This window comes from Sphaerisporangium sp. B11E5 (assembly GCF_039871875.1).
Classification (GTDB): Bacteria; Actinomycetota; Actinomycetes; order Streptosporangiales; family Streptosporangiaceae; genus Sphaerisporangium.
In genome coordinates this window covers 268,067-287,139 of sequence record NZ_JBDPMD010000005.1, presented here as the reverse complement: position 1 = coordinate 287,139, position 19,073 = coordinate 268,067, and the positions used below count along the sequence as shown (strand labels likewise).

Sequence of the window (19,073 nt, the reverse complement as noted above, 5' to 3'; positions counted from 1 at the left end):
CCGCGACGCCGGGTGGCTGCGACACTGAAAGGGTGAGTCTCCCCATCAGCGGATCCCTCATGACGCCCGCCGAGGCCCGGGTGGACCTCTCGGCGATCGAGCACAACATCGCGGTGCTGCGCGGGCACGCCCCCGGTGCCGAGATGATGGTCGCGGTCAAGGCCGACGCCTACGGGCACGGCCTGGTGCCGTGCGCCCGCGCCGCACTCGCCGCCGGGGCGTCCCGCCTCGGCACCGCTTTCGTGCGGGAGGCCCTCGCGCTGCGGGCCGGCGGGGTCACCGCGCCGATCCTGTCGTGGATCATCACGCCGGGGGAGCCCCTCGAAGAGGCGGTCGCCGCGGACGTCGAGCTGTCCGCGGGCGACCCGTGGGTGCTCGACGGCATCGCCGCCGCGGCGGGACGCGCCGGGCGTACCGCGCGGGTGCACCTGAAGGCCGACACCGGCATCTCGCGGGGCGGCGCCACGGTGGCCGACTGGCCCACGCTCGTGGACCGCGCGCTCGCCCTCCAGGCCGCCGGGACCGTCGAGATCGCCGGGTTGTGGTCCCACTTCGCGTGCGCCGACATCCCGGGGCACCCGTCCATCGCCCGACAGCTCGCGGCGTTCGACGAGGCGCTGGCCGTCGCGGAGAAGGCCGGCGCGGGCGGCTCCCACGTCCTGCGCCACATCGCCAACTCCGCGGCCACCGTGTCGCTGCCCGCCGCCCGGTACGACATGGTGCGGCCCGGCATCGCCGTGTACGGCCTCAGCCCCATCCCCGAGCTCGGCGACTTCGGGCTGCGGCCCGCGATGACGCTGGTGGCCCAGGTGGCCATGGTGAAACGCGTCACTCCGGGCACGGGCGTGTCGTACGGGCACCTGTACACCACCGAGAGCGAGACCACGCTGGCGCTGGTGCCCCTCGGGTACGCCGACGGTGTGATGCGTGCGGCGACCAACCGTGGGCAGGTCCTCGCCGCGGGCCGCAGGCGTACGATCGCGGGCCGGGTCTGCATGGACCAGTTCATGATCGACATGGCGGACGACGACGTGCGGGAAGGGGACGAGGTGATCCTGTTCGGGCCGGGGACGTCGGGCGAGCCGACCGCTCAGGAGTGGGCCGATTCCCTGGGCACGATCACCCATGAGATCGTGACGAGGATCGGCGCGCGTGTCCCGCGCGTTCACCGGTAAGAGGAGGTCGAATGTCGCGGCGGAAGGTCGGCATCGCGGGGGCGATCGTCGGTACCGCGTCGGCGGGGCTGGCGGCGGGTGCCCTGGCGAAGCGGTACGCCGTTGGGCGCATCCGTTTGCGGCCCGATCTGGAGGCGAGCGAGCCCTTCGGCGAGATGCGGGGCCGTCCGGCGATCGTGAAGACGTCGGACGGCGTGGAGCTGTACGCCGAGGTGGACGGGCCGGAGGACGCCCCGCTGACCGTCGTGTTCTGCCACGGGTACACGCTGAACCTCGACTCCTGGCACTACCAGCGTCGTGAGCTGCGCGAGACCCACCGCATGGTGTTCTGGGACCAGCGCTGCCACGGCCGGTCCACCCGCACGCCCGCGGAGGACTGCACGATCGACCGGCTGGGGTACGACCTGGCCGAGGTGCTCAAGGCGCTGGTGCCTGGGCCGTGCGTGCTGGTGGGGCACTCGATGGGCGGCATGACGGTCATGGCGCTCGCCGACAGCCACCCGGAGTTGTTCGGCGAGAAGGTCTGCGGGGTCGCGCTGATCGCCACGTCGGCGGGGCGGCTGGCCGAGCTGACGCTCGGGCTGCCCGCGCTGATCTCCAAGGTCGTCCACTGGGCGACACCGCCCGCGGTGTCGGTGCTCGGCCGCCGGGCCGCGCTGGTGGACCGGGGGCGGCAGGCGGGCACCGACCTGTCGTTCCTCGCGTTGCGTTACCTCGGGTTCGGCGACCCGTCCACCATCAGCCCGACGGTGGTCGACTTCGCCGAGTCCATGATCCGGTCCACCCCCACCGACGTGATCGCGGACTTCTACCCGGCGCTGATGTCCCACGACAAGCTGGCCGCGCTGGACGTCCTGAACAAGGTCCCCACCTCGGTGATCGTCGGCGACAAGGACTGGCTGACCCCGGTGGAGCACAGCAGGGCCATCGCGGCGGGCCTGCCCACCGCGCGCCTCACCGTGGTCCCCGGATCCTCCCACCTGGTGCTGCTGGAGAAGCCGGCCGTGGTCGGCGCGGCCGTCACGGAACTCCTCACGGCCGTCGCCGAGGTCGACGCCGACAAGTCCGGCAACCTGGGTGATCTGGACACGCTTGGGGACGACGCGGCGGGAGGGGCCCGATGAGGCGGGCGGACACAGCCGAGGCCACGCGGGCGCTCGGCGAGGAACTGGCGCGGGAGTTGCGGCCCGGGGACCTCGTGGTGTTGTCGGGGCCGCTCGGCGCCGGGAAGACGACCCTCGTGCAGGGCATCGCCGAGGGCTTGAAGGTCCGCGGGCCGATCACCTCGCCGACGTTCGTGATCGCGCGGGTCCACCCGTCGCGGACCGGCGGCCCGGCGCTGGTGCACGCGGACGCGTACCGCCTCGGAGGGGCACTCGAGGTGGACGACCTGGACCTGGACGCCTCCCTGGAGGACTCCGTGACCGTCGTGGAGTGGGGGGAGGGCCTGGTCGAGGGGCTCGCCGAGGACCGGCTGGAGGTGTCGGTCGAGCGGGCCGACGCCGGGGACGAGCGGGTGATCCGGGTGCGTGGCGTGGGGGCCCGGTGGGCCGATTCGCCGGAGTGGTTCGAACCGGCGCCTGCGGGCTGATCTAGACCGGTAGTCTGGCGTGCCTTGACGCAGGCCGTCCCTGGTGCGGATCATCAGAAGGAAGATCGTTCCAAGGGTTGGCCGGATAATTCTGGGTATTCAGGTGGCGTAACACCTAGGCGTGGTCATATCAGGCGGGTTCAGGTCGGACGCGAAGTGGAGTGCGCCGGTGCACAGGGTCGGGCAGGTCACGGTTGCTGGAGCATTCTTAGTCACGGCCATGGGGTGCACGGCCTCGGCCCAGGCCGGTGATCCCACGGCCACCCCGGCCCCCACGATGAGCCGCCAGGACATCCGCGTGCAGCTCATCCCGAACCGGGTGCAGGGCGGCGCCACCAGGTCCATCCGGGTCCGCGCCTTCTGCCCGCTCCCGCAGGGCGGCACCGACTACCGCGCCACCGCCAGGTCCGACGCCTTCACCGGCGTCGTGACCCTCACGCAGCCCCCGCCGATCACACCGTCCGGCTCCGCGACCCCCACCGAGACGACCGCTCCCTCACCCGAGGTCCGCGGCTTCGCCCTGGTGGACGAGGACGCCACCCCCGGCCGCTACCGCGTCGAGGTCAAGTGCGAAGGCACCAACGACACCGGCGCCGCCACCCTCACCGTCACCGCCCGCCCGACCCCCACCGCCACCCGCACCCGCGTCGTCCCCACCAGCGCCCCCAGGGCCGGCGGCGGCGGCACCGCGGCCGGGGCCACCGAGGACCAGTCCACCGGCATTCCCGTAGGGGTGACCGTAGCCGTACTCGCCGGTGCCCTGGCAGGCGGCATAGCCGTGGCCCGCCGCAGGTCCCGCTAGCCACGGCCCCTGTCCGAGCAGTCCCATGGCCGACTCCAAGTGGCTCAAAATCGTCCTGGCCGGCTTCGTCACCGGAACCGTCCTGTTCGCCCTCAACGGCCGCTCCAGCACCCCCGAGGAGCCGAAGCGCGCCTCCGCGGCCACCCCCCAGCGCCTGGAGATCCCTTCCCTGAACCTGAAGGCCCCCCTGATGAAACTGGGCATGGCAGGCAACGGCGAGGTGGAACTCCCCCCGTACGAGAAGCCCACCACCGCGGGCTGGTTCGACCAGAGCGAAGTCCCCGGCGACCCCGGCCCCTCAGTGATCATCGGCCACGTGGACACCAAAACGGCCCCCGCCGTCTTCTACCGCCTCCGCCAGGTCAAGAAGGGCGCCGCCATCAGAGTGCTCCGCAGCGACGGCAGAACCGCCCACTACAAGGTCGATTCAGTCGAACAGATCCCCAAGGACGACTTCCCCACGGACCGCGTCTACATGGCCGACGGCCTCCGCCTGGTCACCTGCGGCGGCGCCTTCGACCGAACAACCCACGAATACCTGGACAACGTGATCGTCTACGCCTCCCTCGCCTGACCCCCACCTCCATCCCGCACCTCGCCACCGCGTCACAGAGCGCCGCCATCTGGCGTAACGACCACATCAGCCAGCCGACCATGCGCACATCACCGCCTATGATCTTGAACTGATCATCTAGCACCGCCGCTCTCCGGCGCCGCCGCTCTCCGGCGGCTGGCTTCCGGCGGCCGGCTTCCGGCGGTCCCGCGGCCCAGCGGCCGCGGCCCGGCCGGCCCTGGGCCCGGCGCCTCCGCATGTCCGCACGCCGCACGGTTCCCCACCCTCGGTCCGTGCGGCCTCCTGGCCGGCGCCGACGCGGTGGGGGGTGGTGCGGCGAATCCGGCGCCTGGGTACGGTGTCCAACCGGTCGCGAGTGGTGAGCGGCGCCAGGGGGGCGTGGGGTCGCTGGGAGCGGCTAGGCTAATTGTTCGTGCTGGTCTTGGGGCTTGATACCGCTACTCCGGCTGTGACTGTGGCGGTGCATGACGGGGAGCGTGTGCTGGCGGAGTCGACCGTGGTCGACGCTCGGCGGCATGGGGAGTTGCTGGCGCCTGCAGTGCGGGCGGTGCTGCTGGAGGCGGGGGTGGCGCTGGGGGACGTGGACGCGATCGTCGCGGGCACGGGGCCGGGGCCGTACACGGGGTTGCGGGTCGGGCTGATGACGGCGCAGGCCTTGGCGGCGACCTCGGGGGTGCCGGTCTATGGGGTGTGCAGCCTGGACGCGCTGGCTTACGGGAGCGGGCTGGACGAGCCGTTCCTGGTGCTCACCGACGCCCGGCGGAAAGAAGTGTTCTGGGCTCGGTACGCCGATCGTCGTACTCGGGTCGAGGGGCCTTCGGTCGACTCCCCGGACGGCGTGCCGGGGGATCTGCCGGTCATCGGGGCAGGGGGGCGCATGTACGCCTCTGTGCTCGGGCAGGGGCGGGTACGGGAGCCGGGGGCGGAGTACCCGACGGGGGCGGCGCTCGCGGCGCTCGCCGCCGAACGGCTGGCGGCCGGGGAGGAAATCGGGGGGGTTCTGACGGAGGCGCGTCCGATCTACCTGCGGCGGCCGGACGCGCGGGTGCCGGGGCCGCCGAAGAAGGTGACGGCGTGACGGTGCCGGAGGCCGCCGTGGAAGGTGACGGCGTACAGGTGCCGGGGGCCGCCGTGGAAGGTGACGGCGTACAGGTGCCGGGGGCCGTCGTGGAAGGTGGCGGCGTGACGGTGCCGGGGGCGGTCAAGAGGGTGACGGCGTGAAGGTGGCGGTTTCGTTGCGGCGGATGGACGAGACTGATCTGCCCGCCGTGCTGGCCATCGAGCGGGCGACGTTTCCGTCGGACGCCTGGAGTGAGGGGATGTTGCGCGGGGAGTTGCACGATCAGCCGCGTACCCGGCACTACATCGTGGCGATCGAGGGGGACGAGATCGTGGGGTACGCGGGGCTGGCGGCGGCGGGGGATCAGGCCGACGTGCAGACCATCGCGGTGGCGTCCGGGCGGCAGCGGACCGGGATCGGGAGCGCGATGCTCCGCGAGCTGCTGGCCGAGGCGGAGCGGCGGGCGGTCACGGCCGTGTTCCTTGAGGTGCGGGCGGACAACCCGGCCGCGCAGGCCATGTACGAGGGCTTCGGGTTCGAGCGCATCGGGCTTCGCCGCCGGTACTACGACGACGGGACCGACGCGATCATGATGGTGCTCACCACGCACGCCGAGGCGGGCGGCGGCACTGGATGAGGTGGACAAGACGGTGACTGATCAACCATTGGTGCTCGGGATCGAGACCTCGTGCGACGAGACGGGGATCGGGCTGGTCCGCGGGCACACGCTGCTCGCGGACACGGTGGCGTCCAGCGTCGAGGAGCACGCCCGGTTCGGCGGCGTGGTGCCCGAGGTGGCGTCGCGGGCGCACCTGGAGGCCATGGCGCCCACGGTGGAGCGGGCCCTGCGGAAGGCCGGCGTGCGGTTCTCCGACGTCGACGCGGTGGCGGTCACGGCGGGGCCGGGGCTCGCGGGCGCGTTGCTGGTGGGGGTGGCGGCGGCCAAGGCGTACGCCCTCGGGCTCGGGGTGCCGCTGTACGGCGTCAACCACCTCGCGGCGCACGTGGCCGTCGACCAGCTCGAGCACGGGCCGCTCCCGAAGCCGTGCATCGCGATGCTGGTCTCCGGCGGGCACTCCTCGCTGCTGCTGGTGCCGGACGTCGCGGGCGACCTGATCTCGCTCGGCTCCACCGTGGACGACGCGGCGGGGGAGGCGTTCGACAAGGTGGCCCGGGTGCTCGGGCTGCCGTTCCCCGGCGGCCCGCACATCGACCGGGCGGCGGCGAACGGCTCGGGGACCGCCATCGGCTTCCCGAGGGGCAAGTACGACGACGGCACCCTGGACTTCTCGTTCTCCGGCCTCAAGACCGCCGTGGCGCGGTGGGTGGAGGCCAGGGAACGGGCCGGGGAGGCCGTGTCGGTGCCGGACGTCGCGGCGTCGTTCCAGGAGGCCGTGGTGGACGTGCTCACTCGCAAGGCCCTCCAGGCGTGCCGTCAGTACGACGTGAAGGACCTGCTGATCGGCGGCGGTGTCGCGGCCAACTCCCGCCTGCGCGCCCTCGCCCAGGAGCGGTGTGACGCCGCCGGCGTGCGCCTGCGGGTCCCCCGTCCGGGCCTGTGCACCGACAACGGGGCCATGGTGGCCGCCCTCGGCTCAGAACTGCTTGCCTCGGGCGCCGCGCCGTCCGGCCTGGACATCCCCGCCGACTCCTCGCTGCCCGTCACCACGACCCGCCTGTAGACCCGACCGGCCCTCGGGGAGGGGCCGTTCCTCGGGGACGCGGCGGCAGGTTCTGGCCCGCCCCAGGACGCGGCAGGCTGCGGGTCAGTCCTTGGGGGGACGGGCGGGGCGCAGCAGGGCCTCCGCGAGGGCCAGCATGGTCTCCTCCAGGCCGCCGAGGTGGCGGGTGAGGTCGGTGTGGGCGGGGCGCAGGAGGTCGTCCACGGTCTTGGTGAGCTGCGCCTGGTCGGGGCGGGCCTGGATGAGTTCCCTGAGGGCGGGGACGGTCTCGGCCACGCGCTCGGCGATGGCGTCGAGGCGTTCACCCTGCGTGCCGGTCTGGGCGTCGATCAGCTCGCCGACGCGCTTGTGGACCTCGCCGACCTCAAGGAGGGCGGGCAACTGGCCGACCCGCTGGTTGACGGCCTCCAGGTGGTCGTCCAGCAGGTCAAGGCGCTCGTTGACACCTTCGAAGTCCTTGTTGAGCGCCCCGACCCCCTGGTCGAGGGCGTTGAAACGCGCGTCGTGCCCCGCCAGCCGCTCCTCCACGGCCTCGGCCCGCGTGCCGAGCTCCTGGAGCGCGGACCGGCCGGTCTCCAGCGACGCGGTGAGGCCCTGGAGGCCGGACCGGGTCGCCTCGGCGGACGCGGTCAGGTCCCGCATGCCGGACCGGCCGGCCTCCGTCAGGTCGCGAACATCGGACCGCGTGGACTCCACGGTCGCGCTCAGGTCGCGAACATCGGCCCGGGTGGACTCCACGGACGCGGTCAGATCCTGGACGCCGGCCCGGGTGGACTCCACGGTCGCGGTCAGGTCCCGGACGTCGGTCCGGGTGGACTCCACGGTCGCGGTCAGGTCCCGGACGTCGGTCCGGGTGGACTCCACGGACGTGGTCAGGCCGGCCAGGCCGGTGCGGGTGGCCTCGGCGGACGCGGTCAGATCGTGGAGGCAGGACCGGGTGGACTCCGCCGACGCCGTCAGGTCCTGGACGCCGGAGCGGGTCGCCTCCGTGGTGGCCGTCAGGCTCTCCAGGTGGGTGCGGGTCGTGTCGGTGTGGGTGGTGAGGCGGGAGTCCAGGGACTCCAGGCGGGCGGTCAGGGCGGTCAGGTGGGTGTCGATGGCGGTGAGGCGGGTGGTGATCTGCGACTCGGTGCCGGTGAGGCGGGTGGTGACGCCGTCGAGGCCGGCGGCGAGTTTCTCCATGGTGGCGGTGAGGCGGTCCATGGTGGCGCCGAGGGTGTCCTCCATGCCCTCGCTGAGGTCGAGGACGCAACCCTCCACCCGCTCGGTGCGCTGGGTGAGGTCGAGCAGGGCCTTGTCCACCCGGGTGAAGCGGCCACCGGCGGCCTCGATGCCGGACTGGAACTGGGCCAGGCGGCGGGTGAACTCGGCCATGCGCTCCGCCATGCCGTGGGTGCCGTCCAGGACCGCCTGGATGCGTTTCAGCGCCTCGGCGACCCCTTCCCGCACGGTGCCGAGGTCGGTCCACAGGCCGGGGAGCTCGGACACGGGCTTGACGCGGTCGCTCACCGACTCGATGCGGTCGCCGATGCCCGCGATGCGGCTGCCCACGCCGTCCACCCGTTCACGGACGATCTCGACGTGCTGGGCGAGGCCCTCGGCCCACGAGGGCGGCCGGGTGGCAAGCTCGCCGAGCCGCCCGCCCATGTCCTCCAGCGCGCCGCTGAGCCCGCCGAGCTCGCGCTCGCGCACCTCGCGCAGCAGCCACTCCATGCCTTCGAGCCGCTGGCGGATCTCGTCGAGCACGGCACCCTGGGTGCGCTGCTCGTAGACGTGGTCCTGGGCCGCGCGGGCGAGGAGCTCGCGCATGCGGTCGGAGATGGCGGTCTGGCTTCCGGCCTGGAGGAGGGTGTGGTTGGAGTGATCCACCGAGGGCTCCTTCGCTCGCGGGCGCACGCCCGGCGGTGAAGGGGGTGCGGCCGGCGGGCACGACGAACAAAACAAAGTGAAACGACGGTCAGCGAAATCCCGCGCGGGCCAACTGTAGTGCCTGACCATGACGCTTTCTGGGCCGAGTTTAAAAGATCGTGATTTCCGAGAAATTGCCCGGCTTTGCTATCGTCGCAGGTCAGGCGGGTTCACAGATGAGGGCGTACGGATGCTCGCCAATTCGGGTGAGCACCACAATCCCGGAATTCCCCCCGGACAGCCGCAAATCCCTGCGAAGCCGTTCGACGTCCAGCGCCGAGCCCCTTTTCTTCAGCGTCACGGTGCCGATGTCGCGCGACCGCAGCGCCGCCCGCAGCCGTTTCAGGGAAAAGGGCAGGGTTTCCCGCACCTCGTACCGCGACGCCCACGGGGTGACCGCCGGCCCGTCCCCGGTGATGTACGCGATGCGCGGGTCGAGCAGGCGCCCGTCCACGGACGCGGCGACCTCGGCCACCAGGTGCGCCCGGATGGCGGCCCCGTCCGGTTCGTACAGGTACCGCCCCACCGGCCCGACCGGCGGATCCCCGAGCGCCGGATCGGGCGTCAGGCTCAGCCCGGACGGCAGCATGGTGGCCCGGCGCAGCACGACGTCTCCCGGGCCGGGCTCCACGGAGGCCGTGGCCAGGGCGCCGGTCCACACCGCGGCCTCCTTGACCTCGCCGCGCCAGGACACCCACTCGGCCTCCGCCCCCGGCGGCAGCACCTCGTACGGCACGCCGGGCGCCACCTTCAGGCACGCGCCCCTGGCGCGGGCGGCGAGGGCGAGCACGTCCGGCCACGGCGGCGAGTAGGCCTGGGGGTCGAAGACGCGCCTGCCGGTGGTGCGCCGTCCGGGGTCGGCGAACAGCGCGTCGTACCGCTCGGGAGTCACCGCCGCGGCGTCGCCCACCGTCACGGTCACCAGGCCGGACAGGCCGAGGGCGGCGGCGTTGGCGCGGGCGGCCTCCACGGTGAGCGGGTCGCGGTCCACCGCGTCGACCCGGCACCCGGCGCGGGCCAGCGCGAGCAGGTCGCCGCCGACGCCGCAGCAGGCGTCGGCCACCCGGTCGCCCGGCCCGAACCGGCGGGCGCGGTGCGCCGCCACCTCGGCCCGGGTCGCCTGCTCCAGCCCGTCCGGGGTGAAGTACATCACCGCGGCGTCCGCCCCGAACTTCGCGGCGGCGCGGGCCCGCAGCCGCGCCTGGGTGAGCGCGGCGCCGGCGAGCCCGGCGGGGTACGTCCTGCGCAGCGCCACCGCCGCGGCGACCGCGTCCGCGCCCTCCGCCACCGTGCGCTCCGCGTCCGCCAGCGCTTTCCGGCCGTGCGGGGTCAGAAGTTCGCGGAAAGCGTCAAGGTCCACGCTTGCTGACGCTACCGGCACCGCGGGGGAGCCAAGAGCAGGTCACGGCCTGCCTTGAGCGGACATTTCACGCGAGGAACGTTCTGTTGGCGGGGGTACCGTTGAGCGCACTGACCTGGGACGGCCTGTCCGTGTTGACTGTGTCGGCGCCCTTGCATACTGTTCAGTGTTGGCACTCGGCTAGTGAGAGTGCCAGACATAATGCGACGAGGCAGGTCTGACACCCGCGACGGCAGGCCGCTGGTCGCCTCTTCAGCTCGTCATCACATATCTGAAGGGGAGGTCCGATCGTGACGACCGCCACCAAGGTTCCCGTTAAGCCGCTCGGCGACCGCATCGTGGTCCAGCCGCTTGAGGCCGAGCAGACGACCGCTTCCGGTCTTGTCATCCCGGACACCGCCAAGGAGAAGCCGCAAGAGGGCAAGGTCCTCGCGGTGGGCCCCGGCAACTGGGACGAGGACGGCGAGAAGCGCATCCCGCTCGACGTCAAGGAAGGGGACGTCGTTCTCTACAGCAAGTACGGCGGTACCGAGGTCAAGTACGGCGGTGAGGAGTACCTGGTGCTCTCCGCCCGCGACGTTCTCGCGATCATCGAGAAGTAAAGCCCCGGGCGCGTAAGCGGCCATCTCCACGGAGCCTTACAGAAAACGCGTATCAAGCCCCGGGTACTTCGCCGAAGGCCCGGGGCTCTGATGCAGTGAGAGGACCTTAAATGCCGAAGATCCTGGAGTTCGACGAGGACGCCCGCCGCGCGCTTGAGCGCGGCGTGAACGCCCTCGCGGACGCCGTCAAGGTGACCCTTGGGCCGCGCGGGCGGAACGTCGTCATCGACAAGAAGTTCGGTGCCCCCACCATCACCAACGATGGTGTCACCATCGCCCGTGAGGTCGAGCTCGACAAGCCGTACGAGAACCTCGGCGCGCAGCTCGCCAAGGAAGTGGCGACGAAGACCAACGACATCGCCGGTGACGGCACCACCACCGCTACGGTGCTCGCCCAGGCCATGGTGCGCGAGGGTCTGCGCAACGTCGCCGCGGGCGCCTCGCCGCTCAGCCTCAAGCGCGGCATCGACATCGCCGCGCGCACGGTGAGCGACCGCCTCCTCGAGCGTGCCCGCACCGTCGAGGACAAGAAGGAGATCGCGAACGTCGCGACCATCTCCGCGCAGGACGCCAAGATCGGCGAGCTGATCGCCGAGGCGTTCGACAAGGTGGGCAAGGACGGTGTCATCACCGTCGAAGAGTCCAACACCATGGGCCTTGAGCTGGAGTTCACCGAGGGACTCCAGTTCGACAAGGGGTACCTGTCGCCGTACATGGTGACCGACCCCGAGCGCATGGAGGCCGTGCTGGAGGACGCCTACGTCCTGCTGCACCTCGGCAAGATCTCCTCCATCGCCGGGTTCCTCCCGCTGCTGGAGAAGGTCGCGCAGACCAAGAAGCCGCTGTTCGTGGTCGCCGAGGACATCGAGGGCGAGGCCCTGGCCGTCCTGGTCACCAACAAGATCCGCGGCACGTTCACCTCCGTGGCCGTCAAGGCCCCCGGTTTCGGTGACCGCCGCAAGGCGATGCTCCAGGACATGGCCATCCTCACCGGCGGCCAGGTGGTCTCCGAGGAGCTCGGCCTCAAGCTGGAGAACGTCGGCCTCGAGGTGCTCGGCACCGCCCGCCGCATCGTGGTGGACAAGGACAACACCACCATCGTGGACGGCGCGGGCGACCCCCAGGCCATCTCCGACCGCGTGCGTGAGATCCAGTACGCCATCGAGCACACCGACTCGGACTGGGACCGCGAGAAGCTCCAGGAGCGCCTCGCCAAGCTGTCCGGCGGCGTGTGCATCCTGCGCGTCGGCGCCGCCACCGAGGTGGAGCTCAAGGAGAAGAAGCACCGCCTCGAGGACGCCATCTCGGCCACCCGCGCCGCGATCGAGGAGGGCATCGTCTCCGGCGGTGGTTCCGCGCTGGTGCACCTGTCCAAGGAGCTGGACGACCTCGGCCTGTCGGGCGACGAGGCCACCGGTGTCTCCATCGTCCGCCGGGCGCTCGTCGAGCCCGCCCGCTGGATCGCGGAGAACGCCGGTCTTGAGGGCTACGTCATCACCGCCAAGATCAGCGACCTGCCGGCGGGCCACGGCCTCAACGCCGCCACCGGCCAGTACGGCGACCTGGTCGCCGAGGGCGTCATCGACCCGGTGAAGGTCACCCGCTCGGCGGTGCAGAACGCCGCCTCCATCGCGGGCATGCTCCTCACCACCGAGGTGCTCGTCGTGGACAAGCCCGAGGAGGAGGCTCCGGCCGCCGCGGGCCAGGGTCACGGTCACGGCCACGGCCACTGACCCGCCCCCACGGTTCGACGTAGCGGCCCGCGCCTGTCACAGGCGCGGGCCGCTGCTATTTCGTTCAAACGATTTTCGCCGGCACCGGATTTGAGGGCACGGTAAACCGATCGGCGTGCCGGGGCGTCGGGCGGACGTCAACCTCATCCTTCCCCTCCGCGGGCGACATCTAACAAATACCCGCGAATTCGGCTACGTCCGCGAAATATGGAAACACTCCTGTGTTCGAATGATTACCCTCGGTTATCGACGCGTCAATGTGACCAATCCGTATCCATTCACGATGACGACATACGCGATCGTGGCGGGCATCATGCGTAACGTGACCGAGGGATGCGTCGCCGACGCCAAGGCTGGGGTAAGGCTTGCGACGAGATCGGACGAGTCCGACCTCAGGGATCTGACAAGCCTTGCCGTACAGGGGGATCGCAGCGCGATCGAATCATTGCTGGGCCGGTTGCGCCCTATGGTGGTGCGCTATTGCCGCGCCCGGCTCGGCCGGGTCTCCGGTCATTACCACATAGCCGACGACGTCGCCCAGGAGGTGTGCATCGCGGTGCTCGCCGCGTTGCCCCGTTACCGGGACATGGGCCGCCCGTTCGCGTCGTTCGTCTTCGGCATCGCCTCGCACAAGGTCGCCGACGCGCTGCGCAGCTCCGTGCGGTCCGCCGTGCCCACGCAGGACCTGCCGGACGGCCCCGACCAGGGGCCGGGGCCGGAGGAGACCGTGGTGCGCTACATCGAGGCCGAGCACGCCCGCGCGCTGCTGTCCCGCCTGCCCGACAACCAGCGCGAACTGATCATCTTGCGCGTGGTCTCGGGACTGTCGGCGGAGGAGACGGGTAACGTACTCGGTATGTCACCAGGCGCTGTTCGCGTCGCCCAGCATCGGGCCCTGGCCAGGCTGCGGGCGATGGCCGACATGGAGTCGATAGCTTGACCTCCCTCCGCCCGGCGCATCCGATCCGGAGACACGGGCCGGAGGCCGATCCGGCAGTGCTCCGGACGGACGAGGTCCTCGACGCGCTGGCGCGCCGGGAACCCGTGCCGGGCGGCGACGCCGCCGTGCGCCTGCTGAGGGCGCTCGCCGAGGACGTCGATCAGCGGCTCTCCTCGGTGTCGATCACGCCGTCGACGTAGCCCCGGGCGTACTCCCAGGACACGTAGTGCGCGGGGTCGGGCTCGAAGGCGGGCTCGTGCACCTGAGGCCGCCCATGGTTGATCATCTGACGCAGGTTCCCCCGCAGGAGATCCCAGCCGAAATAGTGGTGCTCGCCACACTCAGGACAGTCCAGGCACAGTCCGAGGACACCCCGCGGTTCGAGCAGCGAGCGAAAGACCTCCACGTCGGCGAGGTCGGTGAGCGCCTCTTCGCGCTCGGCCAGGGTCAGCGGCTCGCAGCGTTCGAGCTCGCCGAGTGCCGCGGTGGGGTCGTTCGGGTCGTCCGCGAACGGGTCGCGGGGGACGTCTTCCAGCACGCATTCCACCTTATGACCCTTGGTTGTCCTGGTGAGGGAAGTGCCGGGAAGCTTATGACCTCGCAGCGGGATGTGATCTCCGTCCACAGGGCGGACAAGCCCCTGACCAGGGGGCCACTAAACTGGTGTCCCGGGGTCGGCGCCTTTCCCGGTTTTGAGTGCGCCAAGGGTACAGATGGGGTGAAAGATGGCCAGGTTCACCGAGCAGGGGCTGACGTTCGACGACGTGCTGCTGGTGCCCGCGTATTCCGATCTCCAACCCGGTGACGCCGACACCACCACCCGTCTGTCGCGCTCGATCACCCTGCGCGTCCCCCTGGTCTCCGCGGCGATGGACACGGTCACCGAGGCACGCATGGCGGTGGCCATGGCCCGGCAGGGCGGCATCGGCATCCTGCACCGCAACCTGTCCATCGAGGACCAGGCCCAGCAGGCCGACCTGGTGAAACGCTCCGAGGCCGGCATGGTCACCAACCCCGTGACCTGCGCGCCGGACGACACGCTGGCCGATGTGGAGCGGCTGTGCGCCAAGTACCGCATCTCCGGCGTGCCGGTCACCGACCACAGCGGGGTGCTGCTCGGCATCGTCACCAACCGCGACATGCGGTTCGAGGGCGACCACGACCGGCCGGTGCGCGAGGTCATGACCCCGATGCCGCTGGTCACCGCGCCCGTCGGGGTGTCACGTGACGAGGCGTTCCGGCTGCTGCGCGAAAACAAGGTCGAGAAGCTGCCGCTGGTGGACGCCGGGGGCCGGCTGCGCGGCCTGATCACTGTGAAAGATTTCACGAAGAGCGAGCAGTACCCCCTCGCCACCAAGGACGCCGACGGCCGTCTGGTGGTCGGCGCGGCGGTCGGCGTCGCCGGCGACGCCGAGAAGCGGGCGCAGGCGCTCATCGAGGCCGGTGTGGACGTCATCGTGGTCGACACCGCCCACGGCCACTCGCGCGGGGTGTGCGACATGGTGGCCAAGATCAAGGCGAGCTCCCACGTGGACGTCATCGGCGGCAACATCGCGACCCGGGCGGGCGCGCAGGCGCTGATCGACGCCGGCGCCGACGCCGTCAAGGTCGGCGTGGGCCCCGGCTCCATCTGCACCACCCGCGTGGTGGCCGGCGTGGGTGCCCCCCAGGTGACGGCCATCCACGAGGCGTCCCTGGCGGCCGGCCCCGCGGGTGTGCCGGTGATCGGCGACGGCGGCCTGCAGTACTCCGGCGACATCGCCAAGGCCATCGCCGCCGGCGCGGACGCCGTGATGCTGGGCTCGCTGCTCGCCGGGTGCGAGGAGTCGCCGGGTGAGCTGATCTTCATCAACGGCAAGCAGTTCAAGTCGTACCGCGGCATGGGTTCCCTCGGCGCGGTGCGCAACCGCGAGCGCGGCGGCTCCTACAGCAAGGACCGCTACTTCCAGGAGAACGTCGCCGGCGAGGACAAGTACATCCCCGAGGGCATCGAGGGCCAGGTCCCCTACCGCGGCCCCGTGGCCGCCGTGGCCCACCAGCTCGTCGGCGGCCTGCGCCAGGGCATGTGGTACACCGGGTCGCGCACCATCGCCGAGCTGCACGAGAACGGCCTGCTGATGCCCATCACCGCCGCGGGACTCAAGGAGAGCCACCCGCACGACATCCAGATGACCGTCGAGGCCCCCAACTACCACGGCCGCTGAGCCGCCCGCCCGGGATGCACCGGTCGTGGCGGGGTAGAACGATGTGTGCCCCAGGCGCGGGCGTCACCGAGGAACGGGAACGAGCGAAGCATGACTCAGGTTGAGATCGGGCGGGGCAAGAGCGGCCGCCGCGGGTACGAGCTGGACGAGATCGGCATCGTGCCGTCGCGGCGCACCCGGGACCCCGAGGAGGTGTCGATCGCGTGGCAGATCGACGCCTACCGCTTCGAGCTCCCCGTGGTGGTGAGCCCCATGGACAGCGTGGTCTCGCCGGCCACCGCCATCCACATCGGCCGCCTGGGCGGCCTGGCCGTGCTGGACCTCGAAGGCCTGTGGACCCGTTACGAGGACCCCGCGTCCCTGCTGTCCGAGGTCGCCGAGCTCCAGGGTGAGGCGGCCACCCGGCGCCTGCAGGAGATCTACTCCGCCCCGATCAGCGACGAGCTCATCGGCCGCCGCATCGAGGAGATCCGCTCCGCCGGCGTGACCACCGCCGCCCGGCTGTCCCCCCAGCGCACCGCCCAGCACTACAAGGCCGTCATCGACGCCGGCGCCGACATCTTCGTCATCCGCGGCACCACGGTCTCCGCCGAACACGTCTCCGGCCGCGCCGAGCCCCTCAACCTCAAGCAGTTCATCTACGAACTCGACGTCCCCGTCGTCGTGGGCGGCTGCGCCACCTACACCGCCGCACTCCACCTGATGCGCACCGGTGCCGCCGGCGTGCTGGTCGGTTTCGGCGGCGGCTCCGGCCACACGACCCGCACCGTCCTCGGCGTGGCCGTCCCCATGGCCACCGCCATCGGCGACGTTGCCGCCGCCCGCCGCGACTACCTCGACGAGTCCGGCGGCCGCTACGTGCACGTCATCGCCGACGGCGGCATGACCAGCTCCGGCGACATCGCCAAGGCCATCGCCTGCGGCTCCGACGCCGTGATGGTCGGCTCCCCCCTGGCCAGAGCCGTGGAGGCCCCCGGCCGGGGCCACCACTGGGGCTCGGAGTCCCACCACCCCGACCTCCCGAGAGGCGCCCGCGTGGAGGTGGGCACCATCGGCAGCCTCCAGGAGATCCTCCACGGCCCCTCCACGGTGGCCGACGGCTCCATGAACCTCATGGGCGCACTCCGCCGCACCATGGCCACGGCCGGCTACTCCGACATCAAGGAGTTCCAGCGCGTCGAGGTCGTCGTGGCCCCCCAGCACCACTGACCCGCACCCAGGCGAACGGCCCCTGCCGGTGACCCGGCGGGGGCCGGTCGGGTGCCGGGGGAGCCGGGGGAGCCGGGTGCCGTGGCCCGGCGGGGTGGGTCAGGTGGTGGGGAGCCAGGTGCCGTGGCGCATCACGCGGTGGACGGTCAGGTTGTCGTTGAGGACGACCAGGTCGGCTTGGTGGCCCACTGTGATGGAGCCGGTGCGGGAGTCGATGCCGAGGACACGGGCGGGGGTGTGGGAGGACATCTCGGTGGCCTGTTCCAGGGTCAGGCCCACGTCGTGGACGGCGCGGCGGAAGGCGGTGTCCATGGTCAGGGTGCTGCCGGCGATGGCGCCGCCGTCCGTCAGGGTGGCGGTGCCGCCGGTGACGTCGACCTCCATGGTGCCGAGGCGGTAGGTGCCGTCGCCCATGCCGGCGGCGGCCATGGCGTCGGTGACCAGGACGGCGCGGGCGGCGCCGGTGGCGGAGACGGCCAGGCGGAGCATGGCGGGGTGGGCGTGGACGCCGTCGTTGATCAGCTCGACGGTGACGCGGGGGTCCTCCAGGAGGGCGGCGACCGGGCCGGGGGAGCGGTGGTGCAGGGGAGGCAGGGCGTTGTACAGGTGGGTGGCGACCGTGCAGCCGGCCTCGATGCCGTCGCGGGCCTGGTCGTAGGTCGCGTCGCTGTGGCCGAGGGCCGCGATCACGCCTTCGGAGACCGCGGTGCGCACGGTGTCCAGGGCGCCGGGGAGCTCCGGGGCGATGGTGACCATGCGGACGTGGCCGCGCCCGGCCTTCAGGAGCGCGGTGAGCTCTCCGGGGGACGGGTGGCGCAGAAGGCCGGGGTCGTGGGCTCCGCGGCGCGACGGGGCGATGTAGGGGCCTTCCAGGTGTACTCCGGCGAGCAGGCCGTCGTCGCAGAGTTCGGCCAGGGCGGCCGTGGCGCGGGACAGGTCCTCGATGGAGGCGGTGACGAGGCTCGCCATGATCGTGGTGGTGCCGTGGCGGGCGTGGAACTCCGCCGCGCGCCGGGCCTGGTCCTGGTCGCCGGAGGGGAAGGAGGCCCCGGCCCCCCCATGGGTATGGATGTCGACGAAGCCGGGGACGACGTGGCGGCCCCCGAGGCTCTCCCCCGCGCCCGGTGCCCGTCCCCGCCCGATGTGGGTGAGGCGGCCGTCCTCGATGGTGAGCCAGCCCTCATGGATGCCGCCGGGGGTCACGACGCGGGCGTCGGTGAGTGTGGTGCTCATGGGGACAGGATCACCGATCGGGTGAGGTGGGGCGGACGGTCGGGGTCCAGCCCGAGCGCGAGGGCGCGGGCCTCGGCGAGGCGCTGGACGCGGATCAGCTCCGCCATGGGGTCGGTGTCCCGGGTGACGAAGACGGCCCCGGTGCGCGCGACCTCGGCGGGCAGGCCGGGCGGGGGCACGCCGAGCATCCAGGTGACCCGGCCGGGCCCCGCGACGCTGATGGGGCCGTGGCGGTACTCCATCGCGGGGTACGCCTCGGTCCAGGCCCGCGCGGCCTCGCGCATCTTCAGCGCGGCCTCCTGCGCCAGCCCGTACGTCCAGCCGCGCCCGAGGAAGGCGAACTGCTCGGCCTCGATCAGCTCGGCCGGCACCTCGTCGGCGACGGCCCGCTCGGCGTCCGCGATCGCCTCGGTGAGGTCCTCGCCGAGGTGGGTGCGCAGCAGCGCGAGCTGGGTGGTGGCGAACCGTGTCTGCACCACCGACCGCTCGTCGGCGAAGTCCAGCACGATCACCTCGGCGGCCGCCGGCACCACAGGCGCCGACGGATCGGCCGTGATCACGGTGGTCCGCGTGCCGCGCAGCTCGCACAGCAGGTCGAGCACCTCGGTCGTGGTGCCGGAACGGGTGAGGGCGACCACCCGGTCGTACCGCCGCCCGAGCGGGAACTCCGAGGCGGCGAACGCGTCGGTCTCGCCGTGCCCGGCCCGCTCGCGCAAGGAGGCGTAGGACTGGGCGGCGAACCAGGAGGTGCCGCACCCGGTGACGGCCACCCGCTCCCCGCGCTGCGGCAGCGGGGCGGTGCCCGCCAGCTCCGAGGCGCGGCGCCAGCAGCCCGGCTGGGACGCGATCTCGGTCGCGAGGTGCGTGGTCACGAGCCGCTCCGGGGTGGTCGAGCCTGGTCAGGGCTATTTATAGCAGGATGGTGTGCAGGCAGGTGCGCCGAGCCCGCTCCCGCTGGGGCCGCCGGCCACCGGGACCAGGCCGGGAACGCCGGCGGGGG

20 protein-coding genes are annotated in these 19,073 nt (G+C 71.9%); 15 read left to right on the top strand and 5 right to left on the bottom strand.

Features of this window, described 5'->3' with window-relative positions; translation table 11 throughout:
- Window positions 1–59: 59 nt before the first annotated feature.
- From alr to tsaD, 9 genes are all read left to right on the top strand, one after another.
- Window positions 60–1,175 (top strand): alanine racemase, encoded by a 1,116-nt coding sequence (gene alr / locus ABGB17_RS07900; RefSeq protein ID WP_347627169.1) that lies wholly within the window; start codon window positions 60–62, stop codon window positions 1,173–1,175.
- Window positions 1,176–1,186: 11 nt separating this feature from the next.
- A complete protein-coding gene (locus ABGB17_RS07895; protein WP_347627140.1) occupies window positions 1,187–2,299 on the top strand; it encodes an alpha/beta hydrolase in 1,113 nt (370 codons plus the stop codon).
- Window positions 2,296–2,766 (top strand): tRNA (adenosine(37)-N6)-threonylcarbamoyltransferase complex ATPase subunit type 1 TsaE, encoded by a 471-nt coding sequence (tsaE, locus tag ABGB17_RS07890; RefSeq protein ID WP_347627139.1) that lies wholly within the window; start codon window positions 2,296–2,298, stop codon window positions 2,764–2,766. Before ABGB17_RS07895 ends, tsaE begins: the two co-directional genes overlap by 4 nt.
- A 220-nt stretch (window positions 2,767–2,986) precedes the next feature.
- Window positions 2,987–3,568: a hypothetical protein gene (locus ABGB17_RS07885; RefSeq protein ID WP_347627138.1), complete on the top strand. Its 582-nt coding sequence runs from the start codon at window positions 2,987–2,989 to the stop codon at window positions 3,566–3,568.
- A 25-nt stretch (window positions 3,569–3,593) separates the two neighbouring features.
- On the top strand, window positions 3,594–4,142 hold the full coding sequence (locus tag ABGB17_RS07880) for a class F sortase (RefSeq protein WP_347627137.1): 549 nt from the start codon (window positions 3,594–3,596) through the stop codon (window positions 4,140–4,142).
- Between the two features lie 412 nt (window positions 4,143–4,554).
- Window positions 4,555–5,220, top strand: a complete 666-nt coding sequence (gene tsaB, locus ABGB17_RS07875; protein WP_347627136.1) for a tRNA (adenosine(37)-N6)-threonylcarbamoyltransferase complex dimerization subunit type 1 TsaB — start codon at window positions 4,555–4,557, stop codon at window positions 5,218–5,220.
- Window positions 5,217–5,363, top strand: coding sequence for a hypothetical protein (locus tag ABGB17_RS07870; protein ID WP_347627135.1), 147 nt, complete (start codon window positions 5,217–5,219; stop codon window positions 5,361–5,363). Before tsaB ends, ABGB17_RS07870 begins: the two co-directional genes overlap by 4 nt.
- 23 nt (window positions 5,364–5,386) lie before the next feature.
- A complete protein-coding gene (rimI, locus tag ABGB17_RS07865) occupies window positions 5,387–5,839 on the top strand; it encodes a ribosomal protein S18-alanine N-acetyltransferase (protein WP_347627134.1) in 453 nt (150 codons plus the stop codon).
- Between the two features lie 13 nt (window positions 5,840–5,852).
- Complete coding sequence (gene tsaD / locus ABGB17_RS07860; RefSeq protein ID WP_347627133.1) at window positions 5,853–6,884, top strand: tRNA (adenosine(37)-N6)-threonylcarbamoyltransferase complex transferase subunit TsaD; 1,032 nt, start codon at window positions 5,853–5,855, stop codon at window positions 6,882–6,884.
- An 84-nt stretch (window positions 6,885–6,968) separates the two neighbouring features.
- On the opposite strand, the gene ABGB17_RS07855 is transcribed toward tsaD, so the two are convergent.
- Complete coding sequence (locus ABGB17_RS07855; protein ID WP_347627132.1) at window positions 6,969–8,753, bottom strand: hypothetical protein; 1,785 nt, start codon at window positions 8,751–8,753, stop codon at window positions 6,969–6,971.
- Between the two features lie 199 nt (window positions 8,754–8,952).
- Window positions 8,953–10,152 (bottom strand): class I SAM-dependent methyltransferase, encoded by a 1,200-nt coding sequence (locus ABGB17_RS07850; protein WP_347627131.1) that lies wholly within the window; start codon window positions 10,150–10,152, stop codon window positions 8,953–8,955.
- 287 nt (window positions 10,153–10,439) lie between these two features.
- On the opposite strand from ABGB17_RS07850, the gene groES reads away from it, so the two are divergent.
- The 4 genes from groES to ABGB17_RS07830 all read left to right on the top strand — a co-directional run bounded on the left by groES (window position 10,440) and on the right by ABGB17_RS07830 (window position 13,627).
- A complete protein-coding gene (groES, locus tag ABGB17_RS07845; RefSeq protein WP_082776538.1) occupies window positions 10,440–10,754 on the top strand; it encodes a co-chaperone GroES in 315 nt (104 codons plus the stop codon).
- Window positions 10,755–10,864: 110 nt separating this feature from the next.
- The gene (groL, locus tag ABGB17_RS07840) at window positions 10,865–12,487 is read left to right on the top strand and encodes a chaperonin GroEL (protein WP_347627130.1); all 1,623 of its coding nucleotides are present in this window, start codon (window positions 10,865–10,867) and stop codon (window positions 12,485–12,487) included.
- A gap of 313 nt (window positions 12,488–12,800) precedes the next feature.
- Complete coding sequence (locus ABGB17_RS07835) at window positions 12,801–13,427, top strand: sigma-70 family RNA polymerase sigma factor (protein ID WP_347627168.1); 627 nt, start codon at window positions 12,801–12,803, stop codon at window positions 13,425–13,427.
- A 56-nt stretch (window positions 13,428–13,483) separates the two neighbouring features.
- On the top strand, window positions 13,484–13,627 hold the full coding sequence (locus ABGB17_RS07830; RefSeq protein WP_347627129.1) for a hypothetical protein: 144 nt from the start codon (window positions 13,484–13,486) through the stop codon (window positions 13,625–13,627).
- Here the strand turns inward: ABGB17_RS07830 and ABGB17_RS07825 are convergent.
- A complete protein-coding gene (locus ABGB17_RS07825) occupies window positions 13,588–13,965 on the bottom strand; it encodes a DUF5319 domain-containing protein (RefSeq protein ID WP_347627128.1) in 378 nt (125 codons plus the stop codon). The two genes, ABGB17_RS07830 and ABGB17_RS07825, sit on opposite strands and share 40 nt — an antisense overlap.
- 187 nt (window positions 13,966–14,152) lie before the next feature.
- Here ABGB17_RS07825 and guaB point away from each other — a divergent pair, with 187 nt between their 5' ends.
- Together guaB and ABGB17_RS07815 are read left to right on the top strand one after the other, a co-directional pair.
- Window positions 14,153–15,631: an IMP dehydrogenase gene (gene guaB, locus ABGB17_RS07820; RefSeq protein ID WP_347627127.1), complete on the top strand. Its 1,479-nt coding sequence runs from the start codon at window positions 14,153–14,155 to the stop codon at window positions 15,629–15,631.
- A 90-nt stretch (window positions 15,632–15,721) separates the two neighbouring features.
- On the top strand, window positions 15,722–16,840 hold the full coding sequence (locus ABGB17_RS07815) for a GuaB3 family IMP dehydrogenase-related protein (RefSeq protein WP_347627126.1): 1,119 nt from the start codon (window positions 15,722–15,724) through the stop codon (window positions 16,838–16,840).
- Window positions 16,841–16,939: 99 nt separating this feature from the next.
- On the opposite strand, the gene nagA is transcribed toward ABGB17_RS07815, so the two are convergent.
- Together nagA and ABGB17_RS07805 are read right to left on the bottom strand one after the other, a co-directional pair.
- Window positions 16,940–18,073: an N-acetylglucosamine-6-phosphate deacetylase gene (gene nagA / locus ABGB17_RS07810; RefSeq protein ID WP_347627125.1), complete on the bottom strand. Its 1,134-nt coding sequence runs from the start codon at window positions 18,071–18,073 to the stop codon at window positions 16,940–16,942.
- Complete coding sequence (locus ABGB17_RS07805; RefSeq protein WP_347627124.1) at window positions 18,070–18,945, bottom strand: sugar isomerase; 876 nt, start codon at window positions 18,943–18,945, stop codon at window positions 18,070–18,072. Before ABGB17_RS07805 ends, nagA begins: the two co-directional genes overlap by 4 nt.
- Window positions 18,946–19,073 lie beyond the last annotated feature (128 nt).